Raw genomic sequence first — 21076 nt, forward strand, 5'->3', positions numbered from 1 at the left:
GCGCCAAAGACGGCCATTCGGGTGCAAAGACAGACTCGCCGTATCGGACAGCAGCTGATTTCCGTCAGCATGATCCCAATATGTTTTTGAAGGACGCTCGATTGCCTTGTCGCGTTGGCAATGATGACGTATATACAATATCATTACCAGCCGGAGTGGAGATCATGGCCAAGGAAGCCGTTTTTACGATGAAGCTGGAAGCCGATCTCCGGGCAGATTTCATGGCTGAGACGGATGCCCTGCATCGACCGGCTTCGCAGGTCGTGCGGGAACTGATGCGGGAATTTATCGAGCGCCAACGGATGAAGCGTGAGCATAGTGGTTTCGTCGAGCGCAAGGTGGCTCTGGCGCGCACCTCGATGCAGGCGGGCCAAGGTTATGACCATGACGAGATCGAAGCGGAATTTACCAACCGCCGCGCGCGCCTTTCCAATCACGCGTGAAAATTCTCTGGACGCCGGAGGCGCGCCAGGACCGCGCCGATATATGGGACTATCTCGCGGCGCACGATGGCGACGCCGCCGTCAGGATCGATGATCTGTTCAGCGAGGCGGTCGCCCGACTCGCCGATTTCCCGATGCTGGGGCATGAAGGCGAAGTGCCCGGCACGCGGGAACTCACGCCGCACAGCAGTTACCGATTAATCTATGAGATATACGCAGACACCATCTGGATTCTCACCATCATTCATACCAAGCGCCAATGGCCCCCGTTGCGCGATAGCGACGATCGGCGCATTTGACCTGATTGCCGGCTCATGGTCGCCTGCCATGGCGAAAGAATATCTGCTCCCCGCAATCGGTCATCGCTTAGAAACAATCATACCCCGTCACGAAAGATTATATCACTCTCCGCTGGCCCCCTGCCCCGCTCCTGCGTTACACTCCCTCCATCCATGAGCGGCACAGCAGAGGCCGCCAGATGCAGGAGAATGACATGACCGGCGAAACCCCGCCCCCCGTCACCGAAGCCGACCTGACCGGCGTCGAGCCGCCCCATAATCGCCGCCGCCCCAAGGCCCCGATCCTGGAGATTGACGGCCGCAAGCTGAAGCCCGCGACCCTGATGATGGGCCATGGCTATGACCCGACCCTGTCCGAAGGATCGCTGAAACCCCCGATCTTCCTTACCTCCACCTTCGCCTTCGAGAGCGCGGCCGCAGGCAAGCGCCATTTCGAGGGGGTGACCGGCATCCGCCCCGGCGGCGCGGAGGGCCTCGTCTATTCGCGCTTCAACGGTCCCAACCAGGAAATTGCCGAGGATCGGCTGTCGGTGTGGGAGGAAGCGGAGGACGCCCTGCTCTTTTCCAGCGGCATGTCGGCGATCGCCACCACCCTGCTCGCCTTGGTGCAGCCGGGCGACGTGATCGTCCATTCAGCCCCGCTTTATGCCGCGACCGAATCGCTGATCGGCCGCATCCTCGGCCGCTTTGGCGTGCAGTGGCTCGATTTCCCCGCCGGCGCGACCGAGGCGGAGATTGGCGCGGTGATCGAGAAGGCCAAGGGGCTGGGCCGGGTCGCCATGCTCTATCTGGAAAGCCCGGCCAACCCGACCAATGTGCTGGTCGATCTGGAGGCGGTGGTCGCTCGCCGCGACGCGCTGTTTGCCGGCGAGGATCATGTCCCGCCGATCGCGATCGACAATACCTTCCTGGGGCCGCTGTGGCACCGGCCGATCAACCATGGCGCCGACCTGGTCATCTACAGCCTGACCAAATATGCCGGCGGGCATAGCGATCTGGTCGCCGGCGGCGTGCTGGGGTCCAACGCGCTCATCAACAGCATTCGCCTGATGCGCAACACGATCGGCACGATCCTCGACCCGCACAGCGCCTGGATGCTGCTGCGCAGCCTGGAGACGCTGGAATTGCGGATGAGCCGCGCCGGCGAGAATGCGCAGAAGGTCTGCACCTGGCTGAAGGACCAGCCGCAGGTGGAGAAGGTCGTCTATCTCGGCTTCCCGGAAACCGAGCGGCAGGCCGATATCTATCGCCGCCACTGCACCGGCGCCGGCTCCACCTTCTCGCTCTATCTGAAGGGTGGCGAGGCGGAGGCCTTCGCCTTCCTTGACGCGCTCAAGATCGCCAAGCTGGCGGTGAGTCTGGGTGGTACCGAGACGCTGGCCAGCCATCCCGCCGCGATGACACATTTGTCGGTGCCGGCCGAGCGCAAGAAGGCGCTGGCGATCGGCGACAATATGGTGCGCATCTCGATCGGCTGCGAGGATGCCGACGATCTGATCGCCGACTTCGCCCAGGCGCTGAAGGCGATAGGATAATGGAGCGCCTGCGCCCGGTCATCCTGATCGCCCAGCCCCATCTGGCGCCGCTACTGCCGATCCTGGCGATGCAATATGACGTCATGGGGCTATGGGAGGAGGCCGGGCGCGCCCGCCTTGCCGAGGCGGAGATAGTGGTGACGGCCGGCGAGTTCCGGCTCGATCCCGCGATGCTGGCGGCGATGGGCCGGCTGCGGCTGATTGCCTGCTTCACCGTCGGCTATGACGGGGTCGACCTCGACTGGGCGCGGGCGAACGGCATCGCCGTCAGCCATGCGGGCGACGCCAATGCGGAGGATGTCGCCGACCATGCGATCGGCTTGATCCTCGCCCATCGGCGCCAGATCGTCAGCGGCGACCGGGCGCTGCGCGCAGGCGAATGGCTGCCCGGCGGCAAGACCATCACCCGCTCGGTCGCCGGCGCCCGGCTGGGCATCGTCGGCATGGGCAGCATCGGCATCGCCATCGCGGCACGCGCCGATGCGCTGCGCATGACGACCCGCTGGTGGGGGCCGCGCGACAAGCCCGGCCTCGCCTGGCCGCGCAGCGAGAGCCTGGCGGCACTGGCGAGCGAGAGCGACATATTGGTCGTCGCCGCGCGGGCGGCCGACGACAATCGCGGCATGATCTCCGCCGCGATCCTCGATGCGCTTGGCCCCAATGGCCTGCTGGTCAATGTCGCGCGCGGGCAATTGGTCGACGAGGACGCGCTGATCGACGCCCTGCGCGCCGGCCGGCTGGGCGGCGCGGCGCTTGACGTCTATGCGCAGGAACCGACCGATCCGGCGCGCTGGGCCGATGTGCCGAACTGCATCCTCACCCCCCACACCGGCGGCGCGACCGACGCGGCGGTGGCGCAGATGGCGCAGATGCTGCTCGCCAATATCCGCGCCTTCGTGGCGGAAGAACCGCTGCCCAATCGTGTGCTCTGAACCAAGCCGCAACGCCGCGCGTTGAGCGCCGACACGGCCGACCGGGCCGGACGGGAGAGCGACAGGAATGGCCAGCGGGGCAAAAGGATGGGTGGTGCGTGGGCTGGTGGGCCTGATCCTGCTTTGCGCGATCCTGCTGCTGGCGCTCGCCGCCTTTCCCTGGGGCTGGATGAAGGGGCCGATCGAACGCCGCCTGTCCGACCGCATCGGCAAGCCGGTGACGATCGGCGCGATGACGCGGGAGGACAGCCTGTCCTTCCACCCCGTCGTCACCCTGCGCGACCTGCGCGTGCCGCAACCCGGATGGGTCAGGCCCGCTTTGCCCGACCTGGCCCGGATCGGCGAGATCCGCGCCGGCTTTTCGGTCTGGGGCCTGCTGACCGGCGGACCGGTGCTGGAGCGGCTGGAGGCCCGCCGCGCCCGGCTCCATTTCTATCGCGACGCGCAGGGCCGCGAGAATTGGAGCGGCGAGCGCAGCAAGGGCAGCGATCGGCGCGGCGGCCGTCCGGCGCTGCACAGCCTGATCGTCGCCGACAGCCGCATCGCCTATCGCGACGACAAGCGCGGGCGATCGGTCGATGCCGCGCTGACGGTCGATCCGCGCGGCCTGCGCCTGTCGGGCAGCGGCGATGTGCGCGGCCATCCCGTGACCGTCACCGCGACCGGCGGCCCGATCCGCGACAGCCGGCCGGGCCAGCGCTGGCCGTTCGACGCGGCGATCAGTGGCGATGCGGTCGGCTTCACCCTGAAAGGCACCATGGATGGCCCGCTCGACATCGGCCATCTGCGCGGCGAGGCGACCGCCCATGGCACCGACCTCGCCCTGCTCGACGCCATCATCGAGGCCGGCCTGCCCGGCACCCAGCCGGTCCGCCTGACCGCGCGGGTCACGCGCGACCGGCCGGACTGGATCGTCGAGGGGCTGAAAGGCACGATCGGCCGGTCCGACATTGCCGGCCATGCCACCATCCGCAAACGCGACGGCCGTACCCGGATCGACGGCGCGCTCAGCGCCGACCGCTTCGATTTCGACGATCTGTCGAGCAATGCCGGCAAGGCGAAGGCGGCGGCCAAGCGCGCGCAGCTCGGACCGCGCCTGATCCCCGATACGGCGATCGACCTCGCCACCGTCGATCACACGGACGGCAAACTGGACCTCCAGGTCCGGCAATTGCTGTGGCCCGGCCCCAGCCCGTTCCGCTCGCTCACTGGCACGATCAGCCTGGAACGCAGCCGGCTGTCAGTCGAACCGCTGACGCTGGGCCTCACACGCGGCACGCTGTCGGGCCGGATCGGCGTCGATCAGCGCGACGGCGGTCCCCTACTCGATATCGCCATGGCGATGCGCGGCGCACGGCTGCTCGATTTCTTCCCCGACGCCCGGATCGACGGCGCGCTGGTCGGCCGGGTCGCGGTCAGGGGACGGGGCAGAACCATCCGTCAGGCGCTGGGCACATCGACCGGCACGATCGCGCTGGTCGCCCGCGACGGCCGCATCCCGGACCGCACCGCCGCGCTGATGGGGCAGGATGTCGGCCGCGGCCTGACCCTGTCGAAGCGGAAGGAAGCCGTCCTGCGCTGCATCATCACCCGGCTGGATGTGCGCGACGGGATCGCCCGGCCGGGTCCGGTGCTGATCGACACCTCCCGCGCCCAGACCCATGCCACCGGCACGATCCGCCTGTCGGACGAGCGGCTGGCGCTGGCACTGAATGGGGTTCCCAAGCAGGACAGCCTGTTACGGCTGAAGGGCAGCGTACCGGTCGGCGGCACGATCAAGACCCCCGATATTCAGCTGCCCAGGGACGCCCGTTCGGCCAAGGGCATCATCAGGATGATCGGCGATGCGATCGGCGGCGAGAAGCAGCCGACCGTGGGCGACGCCGATTGCGACGCGCTCGCCCGCACAGCGATGCGGTGAACCTAGCTCCAGTCCACCCGCGTCCAGCCGCGCTCGGCCGCCAGCTTGGCGAGCGGCGGATGCGGGTTGGACGCGAAGGCCTCGTCAGCGAACTCCAGCATCGGCGCGTCCGACACATGGTCGGAATAGGCGCGGATATGCGCCTGGCTGCGGTCGATCGCCTCGGCCGCCATCCACGCCTTGATCATCCGCAGCTTGCCGGTGTCATAGCAATTCTCACCGGAAATCTTGGCGCGGACATAGGGCAGATCCTGCCCGACATGGTCGGTCGCGATCACCGTGTCGAAGCCCAGCCGCCGCGAGATCGCCTCGACATAGAGGCGGTAGGAGGCGGTGGCGAGCACCAGCCGATAGCCCGCCGCACGGTCCTTGGCGATCTGCTCCAGCGCGCCGGCGCGGACATTCTTCGCCATCACCTTGTCGGCATAGCTTTCGATATGCGGCTGCAACTTCGTCCGGTCGGCGCGACCGCCGATCATCAGCCACTGGTTGGTTTCCTTCAGCGTCTGGCGGCTGATCAGCTTCACCACATAGGCCAGCATGACGAAGGGAATGAGCGGCAGGAAGATCAATCGCCAGGGCGCCATATGGGCGGCCACATGGATGAGAAAGCCGGTATAGGTGCCCGAAAAGGTCACCGTGCGGTCCATGTCGTAAATCGCCAGCCTGTATGTCATGCCGTGTCCGAAACTTTTGCCCTTGCCCGTCGTTCTGTCTGGCGGATGGGCCGTTTCGGCTTGCCGCGCAACCGATAATGGACCACTAATCCCTCCACATGAACAAAGCCGCTGATCTCGTTGAGGAAAGCCGCGACGACGGCGGCAAGGTCATACGCCTGTCCGGCACCTGGTCGATCGCCTGTCTGCACGACATGCCGAACCGGCTGGATGCCATTTCCGGCCCGGTCGCAAGCATCGACGTCGCCGATATCGATCATATGGACACGATCGGCGCCTGGACCATCCATCGCACCGCCAAGCGGCTGGAAACCGAAGTGTCCGGCGGCAGCACGGACTGCAAGCGACTGATCGGCGCGGTCGGCAAGATCGACGAGCCGGTCGATATCCGCCCGACCTATGTTTCCCCCTTCAACCGGGTATTGGGCCAGATCGGCGAGGCGGTGATCAATTCCGTCAACACGCTGGTCGGCCTGCTCGGCTTCTTTGGCGGCGTGCTGGTCACGGTCTGGGGCCTGATCCGCCATCCCAGCCGCTTCCGCATCAATGCCGTGGTCCAGCGGTTCGAGGTGGTCGGCGTCTCGGCGCTGGGCATCATCGGCCTGATGAGCTTCCTGATCGGCATCGTCATCGCCCAGCAGGGCGCTGTCCAGTTGCGCCAGTTCGGCATGGAGATGCTGACCATCAACCTGGTCGGCCGCCTCACCTTCCGCGAACTGGGCGTGCTGATGACCGCGATCATGGTCGCCGGTCGCTCCGGCTCCGCCTTCGCGGCGCAGCTCGGCACGATGAAGCTGACCGAGGAGGTCGATGCGATGCGCACCATCGGCGTCTCGCCGATGGAGGCGCTGGTGCTGCCGCGCACCCTGGCGGTGGTCGTGATGATGCCGCTGCTCGGCTTCTATTCCTCGATCATCGCGATCATCGGCGGCGGCTTCCTGTGCGCCGTGTCGCTCGACATTCCGCCGATCACCTTCGTCCAGCGCCTGCGCGAAGTGGTGCCGATCCACGATCTGTGGGTGGGCCTGATCAAGGCGCCAGTGTTCGGCCTCATCATCGGCATCAGCGGCTGTTTCCAGGGCATGCAGGTCAAGGCCAATGCCGAGGAAGTCGGCCTGCGCACCACGGCGGCCGTGGTCCAGGCGATCTTCCTGGTGATCGTGCTCGATGCCTTCTTCGCCGTCTTCTTCACCTGGGTGGGCTGGAACTGATGACCACCGATGAACGCCAGGCCAAGGAAGAGCGGATCGAGCGCGCGGTCGCGTCCGACGACATCGCCATTTCGGTGCGCGGCCTGAAGAACAGCTTCGGCGACCAGACCGTCCACGAAAATCTCGACCTCGACGTGCGCAAGGGCGAGATATTGGGCGTGGTCGGCGGATCGGGCACCGGCAAGTCGGTGCTGATGCGCTCGATCATCGGCCTTCAGGTGCCCGACGAGGGCGAAGTCCATGTCTTTGGCGAGGATATGGTCGGCCGCCTCGACGATGACGAGGCTCTGGCGATCCGCAAGCGCTGGGGCGTGCTGTTCCAGGGTGGCGCCCTCTTCTCGACGCTGACCGTGGCCGAGAATGTCGAAGTGCCGATCCGCGAATATTATCCCAATATCGGCCCGGTGCTGCGCGACGAGATCGCCGCCTACAAGATCCGCATGACCGGCCTGCCGGCCGAAGCCGGCCCCAAATATCCGGCCGAACTGTCGGGCGGCATGAAGAAGCGCGCCGGCCTGGCCCGCGCCCTGGCGCTCGACCCGGACCTCTTGTTCCTCGACGAGCCGACCGCGGGCCTCGACCCGATCGGCGCGGCCGCATTCGACGACCAGACGCGCAAGTTGCAGGAAACGCTGGGCCTCACCGTCTTCCTCATCACCCATGATCTCGACACCCTCTATTCGATCTGCGACCGTGTCGCGGTGCTGGCCGACAAGAAGGTGATCGCGGTCGGGACGATCGACGAATTGCTGGCGCTCGATCACCCCTGGATTCAGGAATATTTCAACGGTCCGCGAGGCCGCGCCGCAACCGCGGCGGTCACGCGCGAACGCGGCAAGGCCGCTGCCGAAAAACAAGCGGACGGAAGGCAATAGGATATGGAAACCCGGTCCAATCATGTGCTGGTCGGCGCGGTCACGCTGCTGCTGCTGGCCGCCATCATGGCGGCGGCCTTCTGGTTCTCGCGCCTGTCGCAGGGCGACAACAAGGAATATGACATCTTCTTCAAGCAGTCGGTGAACGGCCTCGCCAAGGGATCGGGCGTCAATTATTCCGGCGTCCCTTCCGGCCAGGTCGAGAAGATCGAGCTGTGGAAGCGCGACCCCAGCTTCGTGAAGGTGCGCATTTCGGTGAAGGACGGCACCCCCGTGCTGCAGGGCACGACCGCGACAATCGCCGGCGTGGGCTTCACCGGCGTCAGCGAGATCGTGCTGGACGGCGCGGTCAAGGGCGCGCCGCCGATCATCTGCCCGGCCGAGAATATCACTTCCGCCTGTCCCGACGGCGTGCCGGTGATCCCGACCAAGCCGGGTGCGCTGGGCGAACTGCTCAACAATGCGCCGCAGCTGCTGGAGCGGCTGTCGACCCTGACCGAGAAGCTGACCGAGCTGCTCAACGACAAGAATCAGCAGTCGATCGCCGGCATCCTCGCCAATCTTGACCGGGTGACCGGATCGCTGGCCGATCGCAGCCCGGAAATCGCCGCGACCCTCGCCGAAGCGCGCATCGCTGTGCAGCGCACCGGCGTCGCCGCGCAGCAGATTGGCGAGCTGGCCGCGACCACCAACGGCCTGATCAACGACGAAGGCCGTCCGCTGATGGCCGACCTGCGCAAGAGCGTCGCCTCGGCCAGCCGCAGCATCGACACGCTCGACAAGACGATCGCCGAAGCGCAGCCGGGCGTGCATGCCTTCAGCAACCAGACCATGCCGGAAGTGAATCGCCTGGTTCGCGACCTGCGCGAAATGTCGCGCGCCTTCCGCGGCGTCGCCGAAAAACTCGACCAGCAGGGCGCGGGCTCGATCGTCGGATCGCCCCAGCTGCCCGACTATAAGCCATGAAAGGGAGCCGGATGATGGTCCACAAGAAACTGGGTGGCGCATCGCTGGCGCTGGCCGCTGCAATCGCCCTGTCCGGCTGCGTCTCGATCGGCAGCAAGCCGCCGCAGCAGTTGCTGACGCTAGACGCCGCGCACAAGGTGCCGACAGGCACGCAGAGCAATGCCGGCGGCGGCCGCAGCCTGATCATCGTCGATCCCGAAGCCGCGCGCGTCATCGACACGGTGCGCGTGCCGGTGCAGGTGACGCCGACCTCCGTCGCCTATGTCACCAAGGTGCAATGGGCCGAAACGCCCCGCCATCTGTTCCGCCGCCTGCTGGCCGAAACCGTGTCGGCAACCACCGACCGGATCGTGCTCGATCCCGGCCAGTTTTCCGGTGACGGCGGCCAGCGCCTGAGCGGCGAGCTGATCAGCTTCACCATCGACCAGGCCAGCAACAACGCCGTCGTCACCTTCGACGCGGCACTGATGACCCCGGCCGGCGTCGCGATCGCCCGCCAGCGCTTCACCGCCAGCGCGCCGGTCGGCGGCAAGATCGACGCCGGCAGCGTCGGCGCGCCACTCAACAGCGCCGCCAACAAGGTGGCGACCGACGTCGCCGCCTGGGTCGCGGCGCAAAAGGACTGATGGCCCGGCCGGGGTTTGAGCGCCCCGGCCGCCGCCTTTCCCTTATCCCTCCAGGCTCTTGCTCGCCTGCTCGGTCACGTCCTTGGACAGGCCGGGCTCGTTCAGGATGCGCTGCAGTTCCGCCCGCATCAGTGCGGCGCGGCCTTCATCGAAGCGCTTCCAGCGGCCGAGCGGCGGCACCAGCCGCGCCGCCGTCTGCGGATTGAGCTTGTCGAGCGCGATGATGCAGTCGGCGACCAGCCGATAGCCCTTGCCCGACTTGTGGTGGAACGCCCATTGGTTGCCGGCAAAGGCGCCATAGAGCGATCGCACCCGGTTCGGGTTATTGAGCGTGAACGCCTTGTGCTGGCCCAGCTCTGCAACCAGCTCCACCGTATCGGGATGGAAGGCGAAGGCCTGGGTCTGGAACCATTTGTCCAGCGTCAGCGCGTCGTCGCTGTAGCGATTATAGAAGATGTCGAGCGCCGCCTCCCGCTCAGGGCTGGTGCCGCTTGCCAGCGTCGCCAGTGCCGACTGGCGTTCGGTCATGTTGTCGGCCTCGCTATACTGGGCATAGGCGATCGCCGGGCCGTCTTCGGCGCCCGAGGCGACCAAATAGAGCAGCGCGACATTGCGCAGCTTGCGCGCGCCCTTGGCGGCCGGGGAGACCGCAAAGCCGTTCGCCTTGGTTCTGGCATGGATATCGCGCCACAGCGGCTCCAGATCGGCGCCCAGGCGCGTCTGGAGGGCATCGCGGGCGGCATGGATAGCATCCGGGTCCACCTGCTTCATCTGGTCGCCCAGATAGGCTTCGCTCGGCAGGCGCACAGCCTCCGCGACGAAGGCCGGATCGAGCAGCGGATCGGTGATGGTGTTGCGCACCGCGTCGACCACCGCGCTCATATCGACGCTCTGGCCCGCCACCTGGCCGACCAGCACATTGACCATCAGCTGCTGCATCGCCTCATAACGGGCGAAGGGATCGTCATCATGCGCCGACAGGAAGGCAAGGTCGGCCTGGCTGCGATTGGTCTCGACGATCACCGGCGCGGAAAAGCCGCGGTTGATCGACAGGATCGGCAGGCTGGCGAAATTGTCGAACGTGAAACGCTGCTGCGCCTCCGTCAGCATCAGCAACTGGTCACCATGATGGCTGCCGGTCGCCGGATCATAGAGCGCGACGCGCAGCGGGATCGCCATCGGCCGCTTGTCGGGCTGGCCCGGCGTCGCCGGCACGCTCTGTTCCAGCAACAGTTCTGCCGTGCGGCTGACCGGATCATGGCTCAGCAGCGCGCGGACATGGGGCGTGCCCGCCTGCTCATACCAGCGGCGGAACTGGCCAAGGTCGATCTCGCCGCCCTCCTCCATCGCGCGGACAAAATCCTCGCAGGTCGCCGCCTCGCCATCATGCCGGTCGAAATAGAGGTCGGTGCCGGCGCGGAACCGCTCCGCGCCCAGCATCAGCGCCATCATGCGGATCAGCTCGGCGCCCTTGTTATAGATGGTCGCCGTATAGAAGTTGCTGATTTCCATGTAGGATTCGGGCCGCACCGGATGCGCCAGCGGGCCGGAATCCTCCTGGAACTGGGCCGCGCGCAGGATGCGCACATCCTCGATCCGCTTGACCGCATGGCTGCCCATGTCGGCCGAGAAATTCTGGTCGCGAAAGACGGTGAAGCCTTCCTTCAGCGACAGCTGGAACCAGTCGCGACAGGTGACGCGATTGCCCGACCAGTTGTGGAAATATTCATGCGCCACCACGCCCTCGACACCATCATAGTCGATGTCGGTCGCGGTCTCGGGATCGGCCAATATGTAGCGCGAATTGAAGATGTTGAGGCCCTTATTCTCCATCGCGCCGAAATTGAAGTCGGCCACCGCGACGATGTTGAACACGTCCAGATCATATTCGCGGCCATAGACGCGCTCGTCCCAGGCCATGCTGTTCTTGAGCGCCTGCATCGCATGGTCGGTGCGCGGCAGGTCGGCCTCGCGCACCCAGATGCCCAGCGCCACTTCGCGCCCGTTCATCGTCACGAAACGGTCGGCGTTGCAGGCGAGGTCGCCGGCCACCAGCGCGAAGAGATAGCAGGGCTTGGGGAAAGGATCATTCCACAGCGCCCAATGGCGGCCCCCCTCCAGATCGCCCTGCTCGACCGGATCGCCATTGGCGAGCAAGATCGGGTAGCGCGCCTTGTCGGCGGTCAGCTTCACGCTGTAGCGCGACAGGATATCCGGCCGGTCGGGGAAGAAGGTGATGCGGCGGAAGCCCTCCGCCTCGCACTGGGTGCAGAGCAGCCCGCCACTGGCATAAAGGCCCATCAGCTTGCTGTTGCTCTCGGGCGCCAGCTCGACCAGCACCTCGACCTTGTGCGTCGCATCGCTGAGCGGCACAACCAGCGCGCCGGCCTCCAGCGTCCATTCCGTTTCGTTGAGGCTGCGGCCGTCGACCTTCACCGCCAGCGGCACCAGCCCGTCACCGTCCAGCCGCAGCGGCCGGTCATGGTCACCATTGCGCGCCACCGACATGTCGGACCAGACCCGCGTCCGCGCGGCATCCAGGTCGAAGTCGAGGGCGATGTCGGGGATCAGCCAGTCGGGCACGCGATAATCGGCGCGGCGGATGATGGCGGGGGCGGCGGCTTGGGTGGATTGGATATCGGCCATGGCACCAGCCTAGTGCCTGATTCTGTGAGGGGGAAGCGCTTTGCACGTCCCCCTCATCCAGAACCGAACCGACGCGGCGTTTTTAGATCCGCTCGCCCGACAGGCGCTGGCACAGCATGTCCAGCTGGTCGAGGGTCGAATAGCGCAGCGACAATGTGCCCGGTCCCTCACCGCTGTCGGCAATCTCGACCTTCAGGCCGAGAATATCGGCCAGATGCTGTTCCAGCGCGGCGATATCGGCATCCTTGCCACCGGGAGTTGCGCCGCGCGACTTGGGCTCGGCATCCTCGCCCTTCTTGGTCTTGCGCACCAGCTGCTCGGTCTCGCGGACCGAAAGCCCCTTCTGCTCGACCATCAACGCCATCGATTCGCAGCCCGGCACGCCGATCAGCGCGCGGGCATGGCCCATGCTGATCCGCCCGTGCGACACCGCCTGCTGCACCGGATCGGGCAGGTCGAGCAGGCGCATCAGATTGGCGATATGGCTGCGCGACTTGCCGACGATGCGGCCCAGCGCTTCCTGGCTATGATGGAATTCGCCGATCAGCTTGCGATAGGCCTCGGCTTCTTCGATCGGGTTGAGATCCTCGCGCTGGATATTCTCGACCAGCGCGATTTCCAGCGTTTCCTGCTCGTCGAAGTCGCGCACGATCGCCGGGATGCGATGCAGCTGCGCCTTCTGCGCCGCGCGCCAGCGCCGCTCGCCCGCGACGATCTGGAAACCACCGCCGTGCGGACGCACGATGATCGGCTGGATCACGCCGCGCTTGGCGATGCTGTCGGCCAGCTCCTGCAACGCATCCTGGTCGAAATGACGGCGCGGCTGTTCCGGGTGCGGCTGGATCAGCGCAACCTCGATATTCTGCACCGCCTTGCTCGACGGCGCGGCGCTGTTGGCGCTCGCCGCCACCGGCTCTTCCCGGCTCACATCGCCCAGCAGCGCCGACAGGCCACGGCCCAGACCGTGCGGCCGCTTTACCGGCTTCTGCTTTTCCCCAATTTCGTCGCTCAAGCCGCTACCTCCTGCCGGGGAAGACGCGCGATCAATTCGCGCGCCAGACGCATATAGGCTTCCGACCCCGAACAGCGGAAATCATAGATGAGCGCCGGCACGCCATGGCTCGGCGCCTCGGACAGGCGCACATTGCGCGGAATGACGGTGGTGAAGACGAGGTCGCCCAGCACCGCGCGAACATCGTCGGCGACCTGATCGGTCAGCCGGTTGCGGCGATCATACATGGTCAGCGCCACGCCCAAGATCGACAGGCCGGTGTTGAACCGGCTGCGGATGCGCTCGACCGTCTGCAACAGCTGCGACAGCCCCTCCAGCGCAAAGAATTCGCACTGCAACGGCACCAGCAGCGACTGCGCAGCCACCATCGCATTGACCGTCAATAGGCCGAGCGAGGGCGGACAGTCGATCAGGCAGATGTCCCAGCGGCCAGCCGGGGCCTCAGCCAGCACCCGTTCCAGCCGGTGGGTGCGCTGCTCATAATCGATCAGCTCAATCTCGGCGCCGGACAGATCCTGGGTCGCCGGGATCAGGTCCAGCTTGGGCACGCGGGTGGTGACCACCGCCTCGTCCAGTTCGCAATTGCCGACCAGCAGGTCATAGCTCGACCGTTCGCGATCGGCATGATTGACGCCCAGCCCGGTCGAGGCATTGCCCTGCGGATCGAGATCGACCAGCAACACGCGCAGCCCCGTCGCGGCCAAGCCGGTCGCCAGATTGATAGCCGTGGTGGTCTTGCCGACTCCGCCCTTCTGATTGGCGATGGCGATACAAATCATCCTCGACCCTTCTTTTTGACAGGTTTGACGGATCGCGCGACGATGATGGCGCTGTCGGCGTCGGTCACGCTGCGTTCCACATGAAACGCACCTTGCCATGCCGGACGCGCGGTCTCCAGTTCATTCTGCGCATTTCGTCCCTTGGGCAGCACCCAAATCGTCTTTTCATCGGACAGATGCTGGGCCGACTGGAGCAATTTGGGCAACGGCGCATAGGCGCGGGCGCTGATGACGGCCGACTTGGTCGGCGGCGCGACCTCGACCCGACCGCCAAAGACGGAGGCGTTGCTCAGCCCCAGCTCGGCGATCACATCATTGAGGAAGTCGATCCGCTTGCGGCGCGATTCGACCATGATCAGCGGCCGGTCGGACATGCTGGCGACGACAATGCCGGGCAGGCCGGCGCCAGAGCCGAGGTCCATCCACAGCCCCTCCCCCGCATCCTTGGCATGCAGGAGCAGCTGGGCCGAGTCTACGATATGCCGCGCCCAGACATGGGGCCGCGTCGATTCGGCGATCAGATTCTGCTCGTCCATCGCGGACAGCAAAAGCGACACATAGCGCTCCAGCCGATCCCATGTTTCACGTGGAACATCAAAATGCGCGTCGAGCCAGGCCCGCGCTTCGTCTTCGGTCATGCTGCCTTCCGCCGCACATGGACAAGGATAGCGGCGAGCGCCGCCGGGGTGATGCCGCGGATACGGCCCGCAGCGGCCAACGTGTCGGGACGGGCCCCGTCCAGCCGCTCGATCATCTCGGTCGACAGGCCGCCGACGCTGGCAAAGTCGAAGTCCGCCGGAATGGCCACGCGCTCATCCCGACGCAGGGCGGCAATCTCCGCATCCTGTCGTTCGAGATAGGGCGCATAATGGGCGTCCTCCAATATCTCGGCGCGCAGGTCAGCCGGCGCCTCTGCCAGGCTCGGCGCCAGCGTCACCAGCAGATCGGCCTGCACCTCGGGGAAGCGCGCCCATTCGAACAGGCTGCGCCGCGCGCCATCCTGCCGCACACTCGCCCCTGCCCGCGCCATCTCGGTCGCGGTAAAGGGTTGCGCCAATTCCGCTTCGATCGCGGCACGCGCACTGGCCCGTGCGGCAAAGCGCGCCGCCCGATCCGGACCAATGATGCCATGGGCCAGGCCGATCTCGCCCAGCCGCGTCTCGGCATTGTCGGCGCGCAGCCGCAGGCGATATTCGGCCCGCGCGGTCAGCATGCGATAGGGTTCGGTCACGCCCTGCAACACCAGATCGTCGATCATCACGCCGATATAGGAACTGGCCCGATCGAGGATCATCGGTGCCTCGCGCCGTGCCCGCGCCGCGGCATTGGTGCCGGCGACCAGCCCCTGGGCCGCCGCCTCCTCATAGCCGGTCGTGCCATTGATCTGCCCCGCGCAGAAGAGGCCGGGCAGCGCCCGCACTTCCAGGCTGGCATCCAGCGCGCGCGGATCGATATGGTCATATTCGACCGCATAGCCCGGCACGACGATCTCGGCATGCTCCAGCCCGCGCATCGACCGGATCATGGCCCGCTGCACATCGGCCGGCAGCGAGGTGCTGATGCCATTGGGATAGACCAGCGCATCGTCCAGCCCTTCGGGCTCCAGGAAGATCTGATGGCCGTCGCGATCGCCGAAGCGGATCACCTTGTCCTCGATCGACGGGCAATAGCGCGGCCCCCGCCCCTCGATCGCGCCACTGAACAAGGGCGACCGCCCCAGCCCTTCGCGGATGATCGCATGGGTCCGTTCGTTGGTGCGGGTGATGGCACAAGCCAGTTGCGGCAGCGGCCGATGATCCGACAACGGCGACATGGTCCAGCCCTCGCCGTCCGACGCCTGCTCCTCCAGCACCGCCCAGTCGATGGTGCGGCCGTCGATGCGCGGCGGCGTCCCGGTCTTCAGCCGGCCGATCGGCAGGCCGATCTCGCGCAACTGCACGCCCAGCGCAGTTGCCGCCCGCTCACCAGTGCGACCGCCGACATCCACATCCTCACCCCGGAACAGCTTGCCGCCCAGGAAGGTGCCGGTCGCGAGCACGACCGAGGGCGCCGCCAGCGTCCGGCCATCGGCCAGCGCCAGACCCGCCACAGTGCCTTCGCGGACGATCAGGCCGATCGCCTCGCCCTCGACAATCTCCAGCCCCGTCTGGGCGTCGAGCATCCGGTGGATCGCCGCCTTGTAGCGCTTGCGGTCGGCCTGCACGCGCGGTCCCTGCACCGCCGCGCCCTTGCTGCTGTTGAGCATGCGATAATGGATGGCACCGGCGTCAGCGGCGCGGCCGATCAAGCCGTCGAGCGCATCCACTTCACGGACCAGATGGCCCTTGCCCAGACCGCCGATCGCCGGGTTGCAGGACATGGCGCCCACGGTCGCCCGCTCGAAGGTGAGCAGCGCCACCGCAGCGCCCTTGCGCGCTGCCGCAGCGGCCGCCTCGCAGCCGGCATGGCCGCCACCGACCACGATCACATCATAGCTTGTTCGCATGCCGGCCCCATATCAGATTCAGGGGCCTGCGGTCAAAAGCGTTCCACGTGGAACATCACACTATTAGCCATCACACGCGGAAATTTCACCTACTTCCCGATACAGAATCCCGAGAAGAGACGGTCGAGCATATCCTCGGTCCCCGCCTGTCCGGTCAGCGCATCAATCGTCCGCCGTCCCAGGCGCAACTCCTCCGCCAATACCAGCAGATCACGGGCCGCGCCTGCCGCGATCAGATGGTCATGCAAAGCCCGCACGCCCTCCCGCTGCCGCGCATGCAGGGCGTAGTCGCCCTCGCCCGGCAGCAGCGTCGCCGCCCGATCGAGCAGCATCGTCACAAGCGCGTCCACCCCCGCCCCCGTCCGCGCCGACAGACGCAAACCGGCCCGGTCGGAACCATATAGCGCGACATCGCTCTGCGCCGCGATCAGCAGCGCATCCTCGCGCGGTGCCTCGGCCGGGTCGCCCAGCCACAGGATGATGTCCGCCGCCTCCAGCGCGGCGCGTGCGCGATCGATGCCGATCGCCTCAATCGCATCGCCGGTCTCGTCGCGCAGCCCGGCCGTGTCGGTGAACAGGAAGGCGGTGCCGCCGATCGCAGCGGGCACCTCGATCCGGTCGCGGGTGGTGCCGGCAATGTCGGACACGATCGCCGCCTCGCGTCCCACCAACCGGTTGAGCAAGGTCGACTTGCCGGCATTGGGCGGCCCGGCCAGCACAACCCGAATGCCGTCGCGCAGCCGCTCGGCAGAAGGTGCGGATAACAGTGCGCCGACATCATCCGCCAGTGCCATCACCCCCTGCCCGATCCGCGCCTCGATATCGGCGTCGGGGACATCATCCTCGTCGGAGAAGTCGAGCGCCGCTTCGGCCATCGCAGACAGGTCGAGCAGCCGCATCCGCCAGCCGTCGATCCGCTGCGAGAAATGGCCCTCCATCATCGCCAGCGCGGCACGCCGCTGCTGCTGCGTCTCGGCCGCCAGCAGATCGGCCAATCCTTCGACCTCGTTCAGGTCCATGCGGCCATGGGCAAAGGCGCGGCGGGTGAATTCGCCCGCAGTTGCGCGGCGCAACTGCGGCATCGCCCCCAGCGCCGCCTCGACCGCCGCAATCACCGCGCGGCCGCCATGGCAATGGAGCTCGGCCATATCCTCGCCCGTCACGGTGCGCGGCCCCGGCAACCACAACAGCAACGCCCGGTCGAGCGGCGTACCGTCGCGCGGATCGCTCAGCAGCGCCAGGCTCGCCATGCGGGGGGTGGGCAGTCGCCCGGCCAGCGCCTGCAACGCCGCACCCGCCATCGGGCCGCTGACGCGCACCACGCCAATCCCCGCCGGCGGCGCACCGCTCGACAGGGCGAAGATCGTCTCGCTCACTTAATCCTTCTTGTCGCCATTCTTGCCCGCCATGCCGGACAGGCCGATATCCATCATCTGCTTGAACAGGCGCACGCCGGCATCGCCCATCGGCGAGAAGCTCTTGAACAGGGTCTCCATCTGCTCGACGCTGCCGATGCCGTCCATGCTGTCCAGCATCGTCTTGATATATTTGTCGTGGATGGGGCTGACGTCCGGCAGGCCCAGAAAGGCGCGCGCCTCGGCCGGGGTGCAATCCACGTCGACGGTCACTTTCATCTGCTGCCCTTCCCTGTCGCGGTCATCCGCCTGTCGCTCCATCTCATGCCGCAAACAGGCCGGCGATGGCAAATTTTTTGGGCGTGACAGCGCGCTTGCGCCCCTCGCCCAAGGCGCCAATATGCGCCTCGACCAACAGACTCTCCAAGGCGGAAGGATATCCCATGGCAGACTATATTCCGATCAAGACGCTGGAAGGCGACGGCCAGTTCGACGCCTATGTCGCCACGCCCGACAGCCCGGCCAAGGCGGCGATCATCGTCATCCAGGAAATTTTCGGCGTCAATGAAGGCATCCGCCGCAAGTGCGACAGCTGGGCCCGCGCCGGTTATCTGGCGATCGCGCCCGACCTGTTCTGGCGCATCGATCCGCATATCGAGCTGGACGCTGACATCCCCGAACAGATGCAGCAGGCGCTCGACTATATCCCCCGCTTCAACCAGGATCAGGGCGTCCGCGATATCGAGGCGACCATCCGCGCCGCGCGCGCGATGCTGGAAGGCCCGGCCAAGGTCGGCGTCGTCGGCTATTGCCTGGGCGGCCGCGTTGCCTTCATGACCGCCTGCCGCACCGATGGCGATGCCTTTGTCGGCTATTATGGCGTGGGCATCGACGGGCTGCTGGGCGAACAACATGCCATCGGCAAGCCGACCATGCTGCATATCCCGACCCATGACGGCTTCGTCCCCGCTGATGTTCAGGCCAAGATGCATGACGGGCTGAAGGACAACCGCCACGTCACCCTGCATGATTATGAAGGGCTGGATCATGGCTTCGCCGCCGAGATGGGCGATCGCCGGGTCGAGGAAGCCGCGCAATTGGCCGACCGCCGCACCGCCGACTTCTTCGCGCAGGCGCTCGCCTGATGTCGGGTGATGCATGGCGGATGATCGTCCGGGCCCATGGCGGGCCCGAGGCGATCGAGCGGGAGCGCTTCGATCCCGGCGCGCCGGGTGAGGGCGAGGTACTGATCGCGCAGGATGCGGTCGGCCTCAATTTCATCGACACCTATTATCGCACCGGCCTCTACCCTGCCCCCCTGCCCCTGACGCTGGGATCGGAGGGTGCGGGCCATGTCCTCGCCGTCGGTCCTGGCGTCAACGGCATTGCCGTGGGGGACAAGGTCGGCTGCGCGGCGGGCCTGGGCGCCTATGCCACCCACCGCATCGTCCCGGCCGATCGGGTCGTGCGCATCCCGGATGCTGTCAGCACGCGCGATGCCGCCGCGATGATGCTCAAGGGCATGACCGCCTGCTACCTCGCCGAGGACATGATCGATCTGCTGCCCGGCGATGTCGCCTTGGTTCATGCCGCCGCGGGCGGCGTGGGATCGGTGCTGGTGCCCTGGCTGCGCGACAAGGGCGTGGTCGTGATCGCCCATAGCGGATCGCCGGAAAAGGCGGCCAAAGTCGATGCCGATCACAGCCTGTCCGGCCCGCTCGACGATCTGGTGGCACAGGTGCGCGACCTGACCGACGGCAAGGGCGTCGCCGTCGCCTATGATGGCGTCGGCAAGGATAGCTGGGCCGCATCGCTCGCGAGCCTGCGCCGCCGCGGCCTGCTGGTCAGCTATGGCAATGCATCGGGCGCGGTGCCGCCGATCAGCCTGCTCGACCTCAGCCGCAATGGCTCGCTCTATATCAGCCGCCCGACCCTGTTCGACTATGTCGCGACGGCGGAAGATCTGGCCAACACCGCCGAACGCCTGTTCGACCGTATGGCACGCGGGATCGTGTCAGCGCAGATCGGCCAGAGCTTCGCTCTTGCCGACGCCGCGGACGCCCATCGCGCATTGGAAGGGCGCCAGACGACCGGCAGCACCATCCTGATCCCCTAAGCCTCTGGTTGATCTGCATAATCCTATCAGGGACGGCATTTGCACATGCCGTCCCTTTTTTTGTGCAGGCGGTCTGCCCGCCCTTCCCTATTGATCGCCATTTGCAGTATCCGACAGGAGATGCAGCCGTCCCGGAAGAACAAGAACATGCCCCGATTGGCCAAGCTGATCCTGCTGCCATGGTGGACCGTGCAGCTGGCAACTGGCGCCAAATCTTTTCTCGACAATCCGCTGATCGGTTCGTCCCGGCTCAATGCGCTGGGCCTCCATGTCGGGCGCGTCAGGCTCGCCCAATGGATGACAGCCCGTCGTCGCTCGCGTCTCGCCGCAGATCTCTCCGCAGCCGATCGTCATGCCTTTGATCGCGACGGTTTCATCGAGATTCGCGACTTCCTGCCGCCGGAGCAGTTTGCTGCCCTGCGCGAGCAGATTGCGGCCTATCAGGCTGTTCCACGTGAAATGGCACAGGGCCACACCATCACCCGCCGTTACGCGCTGGACGGGGCTGCACGGCGCGCCATGCCCGCTATGGCCCGCTTTCTCGATCATCCCCGCTGGCGTGCGCTGGCGCGCTATGCCGCCGGCTTCAACGTCGAGCCGCTGATCTACATCCAGACCATTCTCACCCATCGGCGGGACGGCGCGCCCGATCCGCAGACCCAACTGCACGCCGATACCTTCCATCCCGCGATGAAGGCCTGGCTGTTCCTGGAGGATGTCCCGGCCGAAGGCGGCCCCTTCACCTATGTGCCCGGATCGCATCGCTTGACCCCCGCGCGCGCGGCCTGGGAGAAACAGCGCAGCCTGACAGCGCGTGATGGCGATTGCCGCCTGTCGGCGCGCGGATCGCTGCGGATCGACGAAGCGGAACTGGCCGGTCTTGGCCTCCCCCCGCCGCGCCAGTTTCCGGTCCCTGCCAACAAATTGGTGATCGCCGACACATTCGGCTTCCATGCGCGGGGCGAAGCGGCACAGCGTTCCACCCGCGTCGAACTCTGGGCCTATGGCCGGCGCAACCCCTTCCGCCCGCTGGTGGGGCTCGACATTTGGAGCCTGCCCGGCATCACCGAACGGCGCATCAACCTGCGCTGGGGGCTGCGCGATGCCGTAGCGCGCTGGATCGGCCATCCCTGGCGGCCCGCAGGCATGAAAAGGCCCGCCGACGACTGAGCGTGGGCGGGCCGATTGCGATAGCGTC

General features: G+C 66.5%; 20 protein-coding genes. 12 read left to right on the top strand and 8 right to left on the bottom strand.

All coding sequences use genetic code 11. The features are described from left to right. The 5 genes from CG471_RS31170 to CG471_RS05975 form a co-directional block, all read left to right on the top strand. Positions 1 to 443 (top strand): CopG family ribbon-helix-helix protein (locus CG471_RS31170; protein WP_257211439.1); only part of this gene is annotated, 443 nt, incomplete at its 5' end. Then, positions 440 to 742 carry a type II toxin-antitoxin system RelE/ParE family toxin gene (locus CG471_RS05960; protein ID WP_099231139.1) on the top strand — a complete coding sequence of 101 codons (303 nt, stop codon included), beginning with the start codon at positions 440 to 442 and terminating at the stop codon, positions 740 to 742. The genes CG471_RS31170 and CG471_RS05960, both read left to right, overlap by 4 nt. A gap of 194 nt (positions 743 to 936) precedes the next feature. Next, entirely contained in the window at positions 937 to 2277 is a 1341-nt protein-coding gene (locus CG471_RS05965; RefSeq protein WP_180275619.1) for a cystathionine gamma-synthase family protein, read from the top strand. Then, on the top strand, positions 2277 to 3209 hold the full coding sequence (locus CG471_RS05970) for a 2-hydroxyacid dehydrogenase (RefSeq protein WP_099231143.1): 933 nt from the start codon (positions 2277 to 2279) through the stop codon (positions 3207 to 3209). Before CG471_RS05965 ends, CG471_RS05970 begins: the two co-directional genes overlap by 1 nt. 67 nt (positions 3210 to 3276) lie before the next feature. After that, complete coding sequence (locus tag CG471_RS05975; RefSeq protein WP_180275620.1) at positions 3277 to 5130, top strand: AsmA-like C-terminal region-containing protein; 1854 nt, start codon at positions 3277 to 3279, stop codon at positions 5128 to 5130. Positions 5131 to 5132: 2 nt separating this feature from the next. On the opposite strand, the gene CG471_RS05980 is transcribed toward CG471_RS05975, so the two are convergent. After that, a complete protein-coding gene (locus tag CG471_RS05980; protein WP_180275621.1) occupies positions 5133 to 5807 on the bottom strand; it encodes an HAD family phosphatase in 675 nt (224 codons plus the stop codon). Positions 5808 to 5905: 98 nt separating this feature from the next. Here CG471_RS05980 and CG471_RS05985 point away from each other — a divergent pair, with 98 nt between their 5' ends. From CG471_RS05985 to CG471_RS06000, 4 genes are read left to right on the top strand one after another with little or no spacing between them, the layout of a single operon-like run. Next, the gene (locus CG471_RS05985) at positions 5906 to 7018 is read left to right on the top strand and encodes an ABC transporter permease (protein ID WP_004209156.1); all 1113 of its coding nucleotides are present in this window, start codon (positions 5906 to 5908) and stop codon (positions 7016 to 7018) included. Then, complete coding sequence (locus CG471_RS05990) at positions 7018 to 7893, top strand: ABC transporter ATP-binding protein (RefSeq protein ID WP_004209157.1); 876 nt, start codon at positions 7018 to 7020, stop codon at positions 7891 to 7893. The genes CG471_RS05985 and CG471_RS05990 overlap by 1 nt, the downstream gene beginning before the upstream one ends. 3 nt (positions 7894 to 7896) lie before the next feature. Next, positions 7897 to 8859, top strand: coding sequence for an MlaD family protein (locus CG471_RS05995; RefSeq protein ID WP_099231149.1), 963 nt, complete (start codon positions 7897 to 7899; stop codon positions 8857 to 8859). A gap of 11 nt (positions 8860 to 8870) precedes the next feature. Next, positions 8871 to 9485 carry an ABC-type transport auxiliary lipoprotein family protein gene (locus CG471_RS06000; protein WP_180275622.1) on the top strand — a complete coding sequence of 205 codons (615 nt, stop codon included), beginning with the start codon at positions 8871 to 8873 and terminating at the stop codon, positions 9483 to 9485. Between the two features lie 42 nt (positions 9486 to 9527). Here the strand turns inward: CG471_RS06000 and pepN are convergent, their stop codons facing one another. From pepN to CG471_RS06035, 7 genes are all read right to left on the bottom strand, one after another. Next, entirely contained in the window at positions 9528 to 12131 is a 2604-nt protein-coding gene (pepN, locus tag CG471_RS06005) for an aminopeptidase N (protein WP_099231151.1), read from the bottom strand. Between the two features lie 82 nt (positions 12132 to 12213). Then, entirely contained in the window at positions 12214 to 13143 is a 930-nt protein-coding gene (locus CG471_RS06010) for a ParB/RepB/Spo0J family partition protein (protein WP_004209161.1), read from the bottom strand. Next, positions 13140 to 13922 (bottom strand): ParA family protein, encoded by a 783-nt coding sequence (locus CG471_RS06015; protein WP_004209162.1) that lies wholly within the window; start codon positions 13920 to 13922, stop codon positions 13140 to 13142. The genes CG471_RS06010 and CG471_RS06015 overlap by 4 nt, the downstream gene beginning before the upstream one ends. Then, positions 13919 to 14560, bottom strand: coding sequence for a 16S rRNA (guanine(527)-N(7))-methyltransferase RsmG (gene rsmG, locus CG471_RS06020; protein ID WP_099231153.1), 642 nt, complete (start codon positions 14558 to 14560; stop codon positions 13919 to 13921). Before rsmG ends, CG471_RS06015 begins: the two co-directional genes overlap by 4 nt. Further along, entirely contained in the window at positions 14557 to 16407 is a 1851-nt protein-coding gene (gene mnmG, locus CG471_RS06025; RefSeq protein ID WP_099231155.1) for a tRNA uridine-5-carboxymethylaminomethyl(34) synthesis enzyme MnmG, read from the bottom strand. Before mnmG ends, rsmG begins: the two co-directional genes overlap by 4 nt. An 89-nt stretch (positions 16408 to 16496) precedes the next feature. After that, on the bottom strand, positions 16497 to 17783 hold the full coding sequence (gene mnmE / locus CG471_RS06030) for a tRNA uridine-5-carboxymethylaminomethyl(34) synthesis GTPase MnmE (RefSeq protein ID WP_099231157.1): 1287 nt from the start codon (positions 17781 to 17783) through the stop codon (positions 16497 to 16499). Next, positions 17784 to 18041, bottom strand: a complete 258-nt coding sequence (locus CG471_RS06035; protein WP_004209166.1) for a DUF6489 family protein — start codon at positions 18039 to 18041, stop codon at positions 17784 to 17786. 164 nt (positions 18042 to 18205) lie between these two features. Between CG471_RS06035 and CG471_RS06040 the strand changes: the two genes are divergently transcribed. The 3 genes from CG471_RS06040 to CG471_RS06050 all read left to right on the top strand — a co-directional run bounded on the left by CG471_RS06040 (position 18206) and on the right by CG471_RS06050 (position 21048). After that, positions 18206 to 18907, top strand: a complete 702-nt coding sequence (locus CG471_RS06040; protein WP_099231159.1) for a dienelactone hydrolase family protein — start codon at positions 18206 to 18208, stop codon at positions 18905 to 18907. Then, positions 18907 to 19878, top strand: a complete 972-nt coding sequence (locus tag CG471_RS06045; RefSeq protein ID WP_257211441.1) for a quinone oxidoreductase — start codon at positions 18907 to 18909, stop codon at positions 19876 to 19878. Before CG471_RS06040 ends, CG471_RS06045 begins: the two co-directional genes overlap by 1 nt. Positions 19879 to 20025: 147 nt before the next feature. Next, positions 20026 to 21048, top strand: coding sequence for a phytanoyl-CoA dioxygenase family protein (locus tag CG471_RS06050; protein ID WP_180275623.1), 1023 nt, complete (start codon positions 20026 to 20028; stop codon positions 21046 to 21048). The last annotated feature ends 28 nt before the right edge of the window (positions 21049 to 21076 follow it).

It is taken from the genome of Sphingobium sp. IP1, assembly GCF_002708645.1.
In the GTDB taxonomy this organism is placed as follows: Bacteria; Pseudomonadota; Alphaproteobacteria; order Sphingomonadales; family Sphingomonadaceae; genus Sphingobium; species Sphingobium yanoikuyae.

Coding starts and splice junctions, on each gene's coding strand:
- CG471_RS05965 (WP_180275619.1), top strand. CDS start 937: ATGACCGGCGAAACCCCGCCCCCCGTCACCGAAGCCGACCTGACCGGC.
- CG471_RS05970 (WP_099231143.1), top strand. CDS start 2,277: ATGGAGCGCCTGCGCCCGGTCATCCTGATCGCCCAGCCCCATCTGGCG.
- CG471_RS05975 (WP_180275620.1), top strand. CDS start 3,277: ATGGCCAGCGGGGCAAAAGGATGGGTGGTGCGTGGGCTGGTGGGCCTG.
- CG471_RS05980 (WP_180275621.1), bottom strand. CDS start 5,807: ATGACATACAGGCTGGCGATTTACGACATGGACCGCACGGTGACCTTT.
- CG471_RS05985 (WP_004209156.1), top strand. CDS start 5,906: ATGAACAAAGCCGCTGATCTCGTTGAGGAAAGCCGCGACGACGGCGGC.
- CG471_RS05990 (WP_004209157.1), top strand. CDS start 7,018: ATGACCACCGATGAACGCCAGGCCAAGGAAGAGCGGATCGAGCGCGCG.
- CG471_RS05995 (WP_099231149.1), top strand. CDS start 7,897: ATGGAAACCCGGTCCAATCATGTGCTGGTCGGCGCGGTCACGCTGCTG.
- CG471_RS06000 (WP_180275622.1), top strand. CDS start 8,871: ATGATGGTCCACAAGAAACTGGGTGGCGCATCGCTGGCGCTGGCCGCT.
- pepN (WP_099231151.1), bottom strand. CDS start 12,131: ATGGCCGATATCCAATCCACCCAAGCCGCCGCCCCCGCCATCATCCGC.
- CG471_RS06015 (WP_004209162.1), bottom strand. CDS start 13,922: ATGATTTGTATCGCCATCGCCAATCAGAAGGGCGGAGTCGGCAAGACC.
- rsmG (WP_099231153.1), bottom strand. CDS start 14,560: ATGACCGAAGACGAAGCGCGGGCCTGGCTCGACGCGCATTTTGATGTT.
- mnmG (WP_099231155.1), bottom strand. CDS start 16,407: ATGCGAACAAGCTATGATGTGATCGTGGTCGGTGGCGGCCATGCCGGC.
- CG471_RS06035 (WP_004209166.1), bottom strand. CDS start 18,041: ATGAAAGTGACCGTCGACGTGGATTGCACCCCGGCCGAGGCGCGCGCC.
- CG471_RS06040 (WP_099231159.1), top strand. CDS start 18,206: ATGGCAGACTATATTCCGATCAAGACGCTGGAAGGCGACGGCCAGTTC.
- CG471_RS06045 (WP_257211441.1), top strand. CDS start 18,907: ATGTCGGGTGATGCATGGCGGATGATCGTCCGGGCCCATGGCGGGCCC.
- CG471_RS06050 (WP_180275623.1), top strand. CDS start 20,026: ATGCCCCGATTGGCCAAGCTGATCCTGCTGCCATGGTGGACCGTGCAG.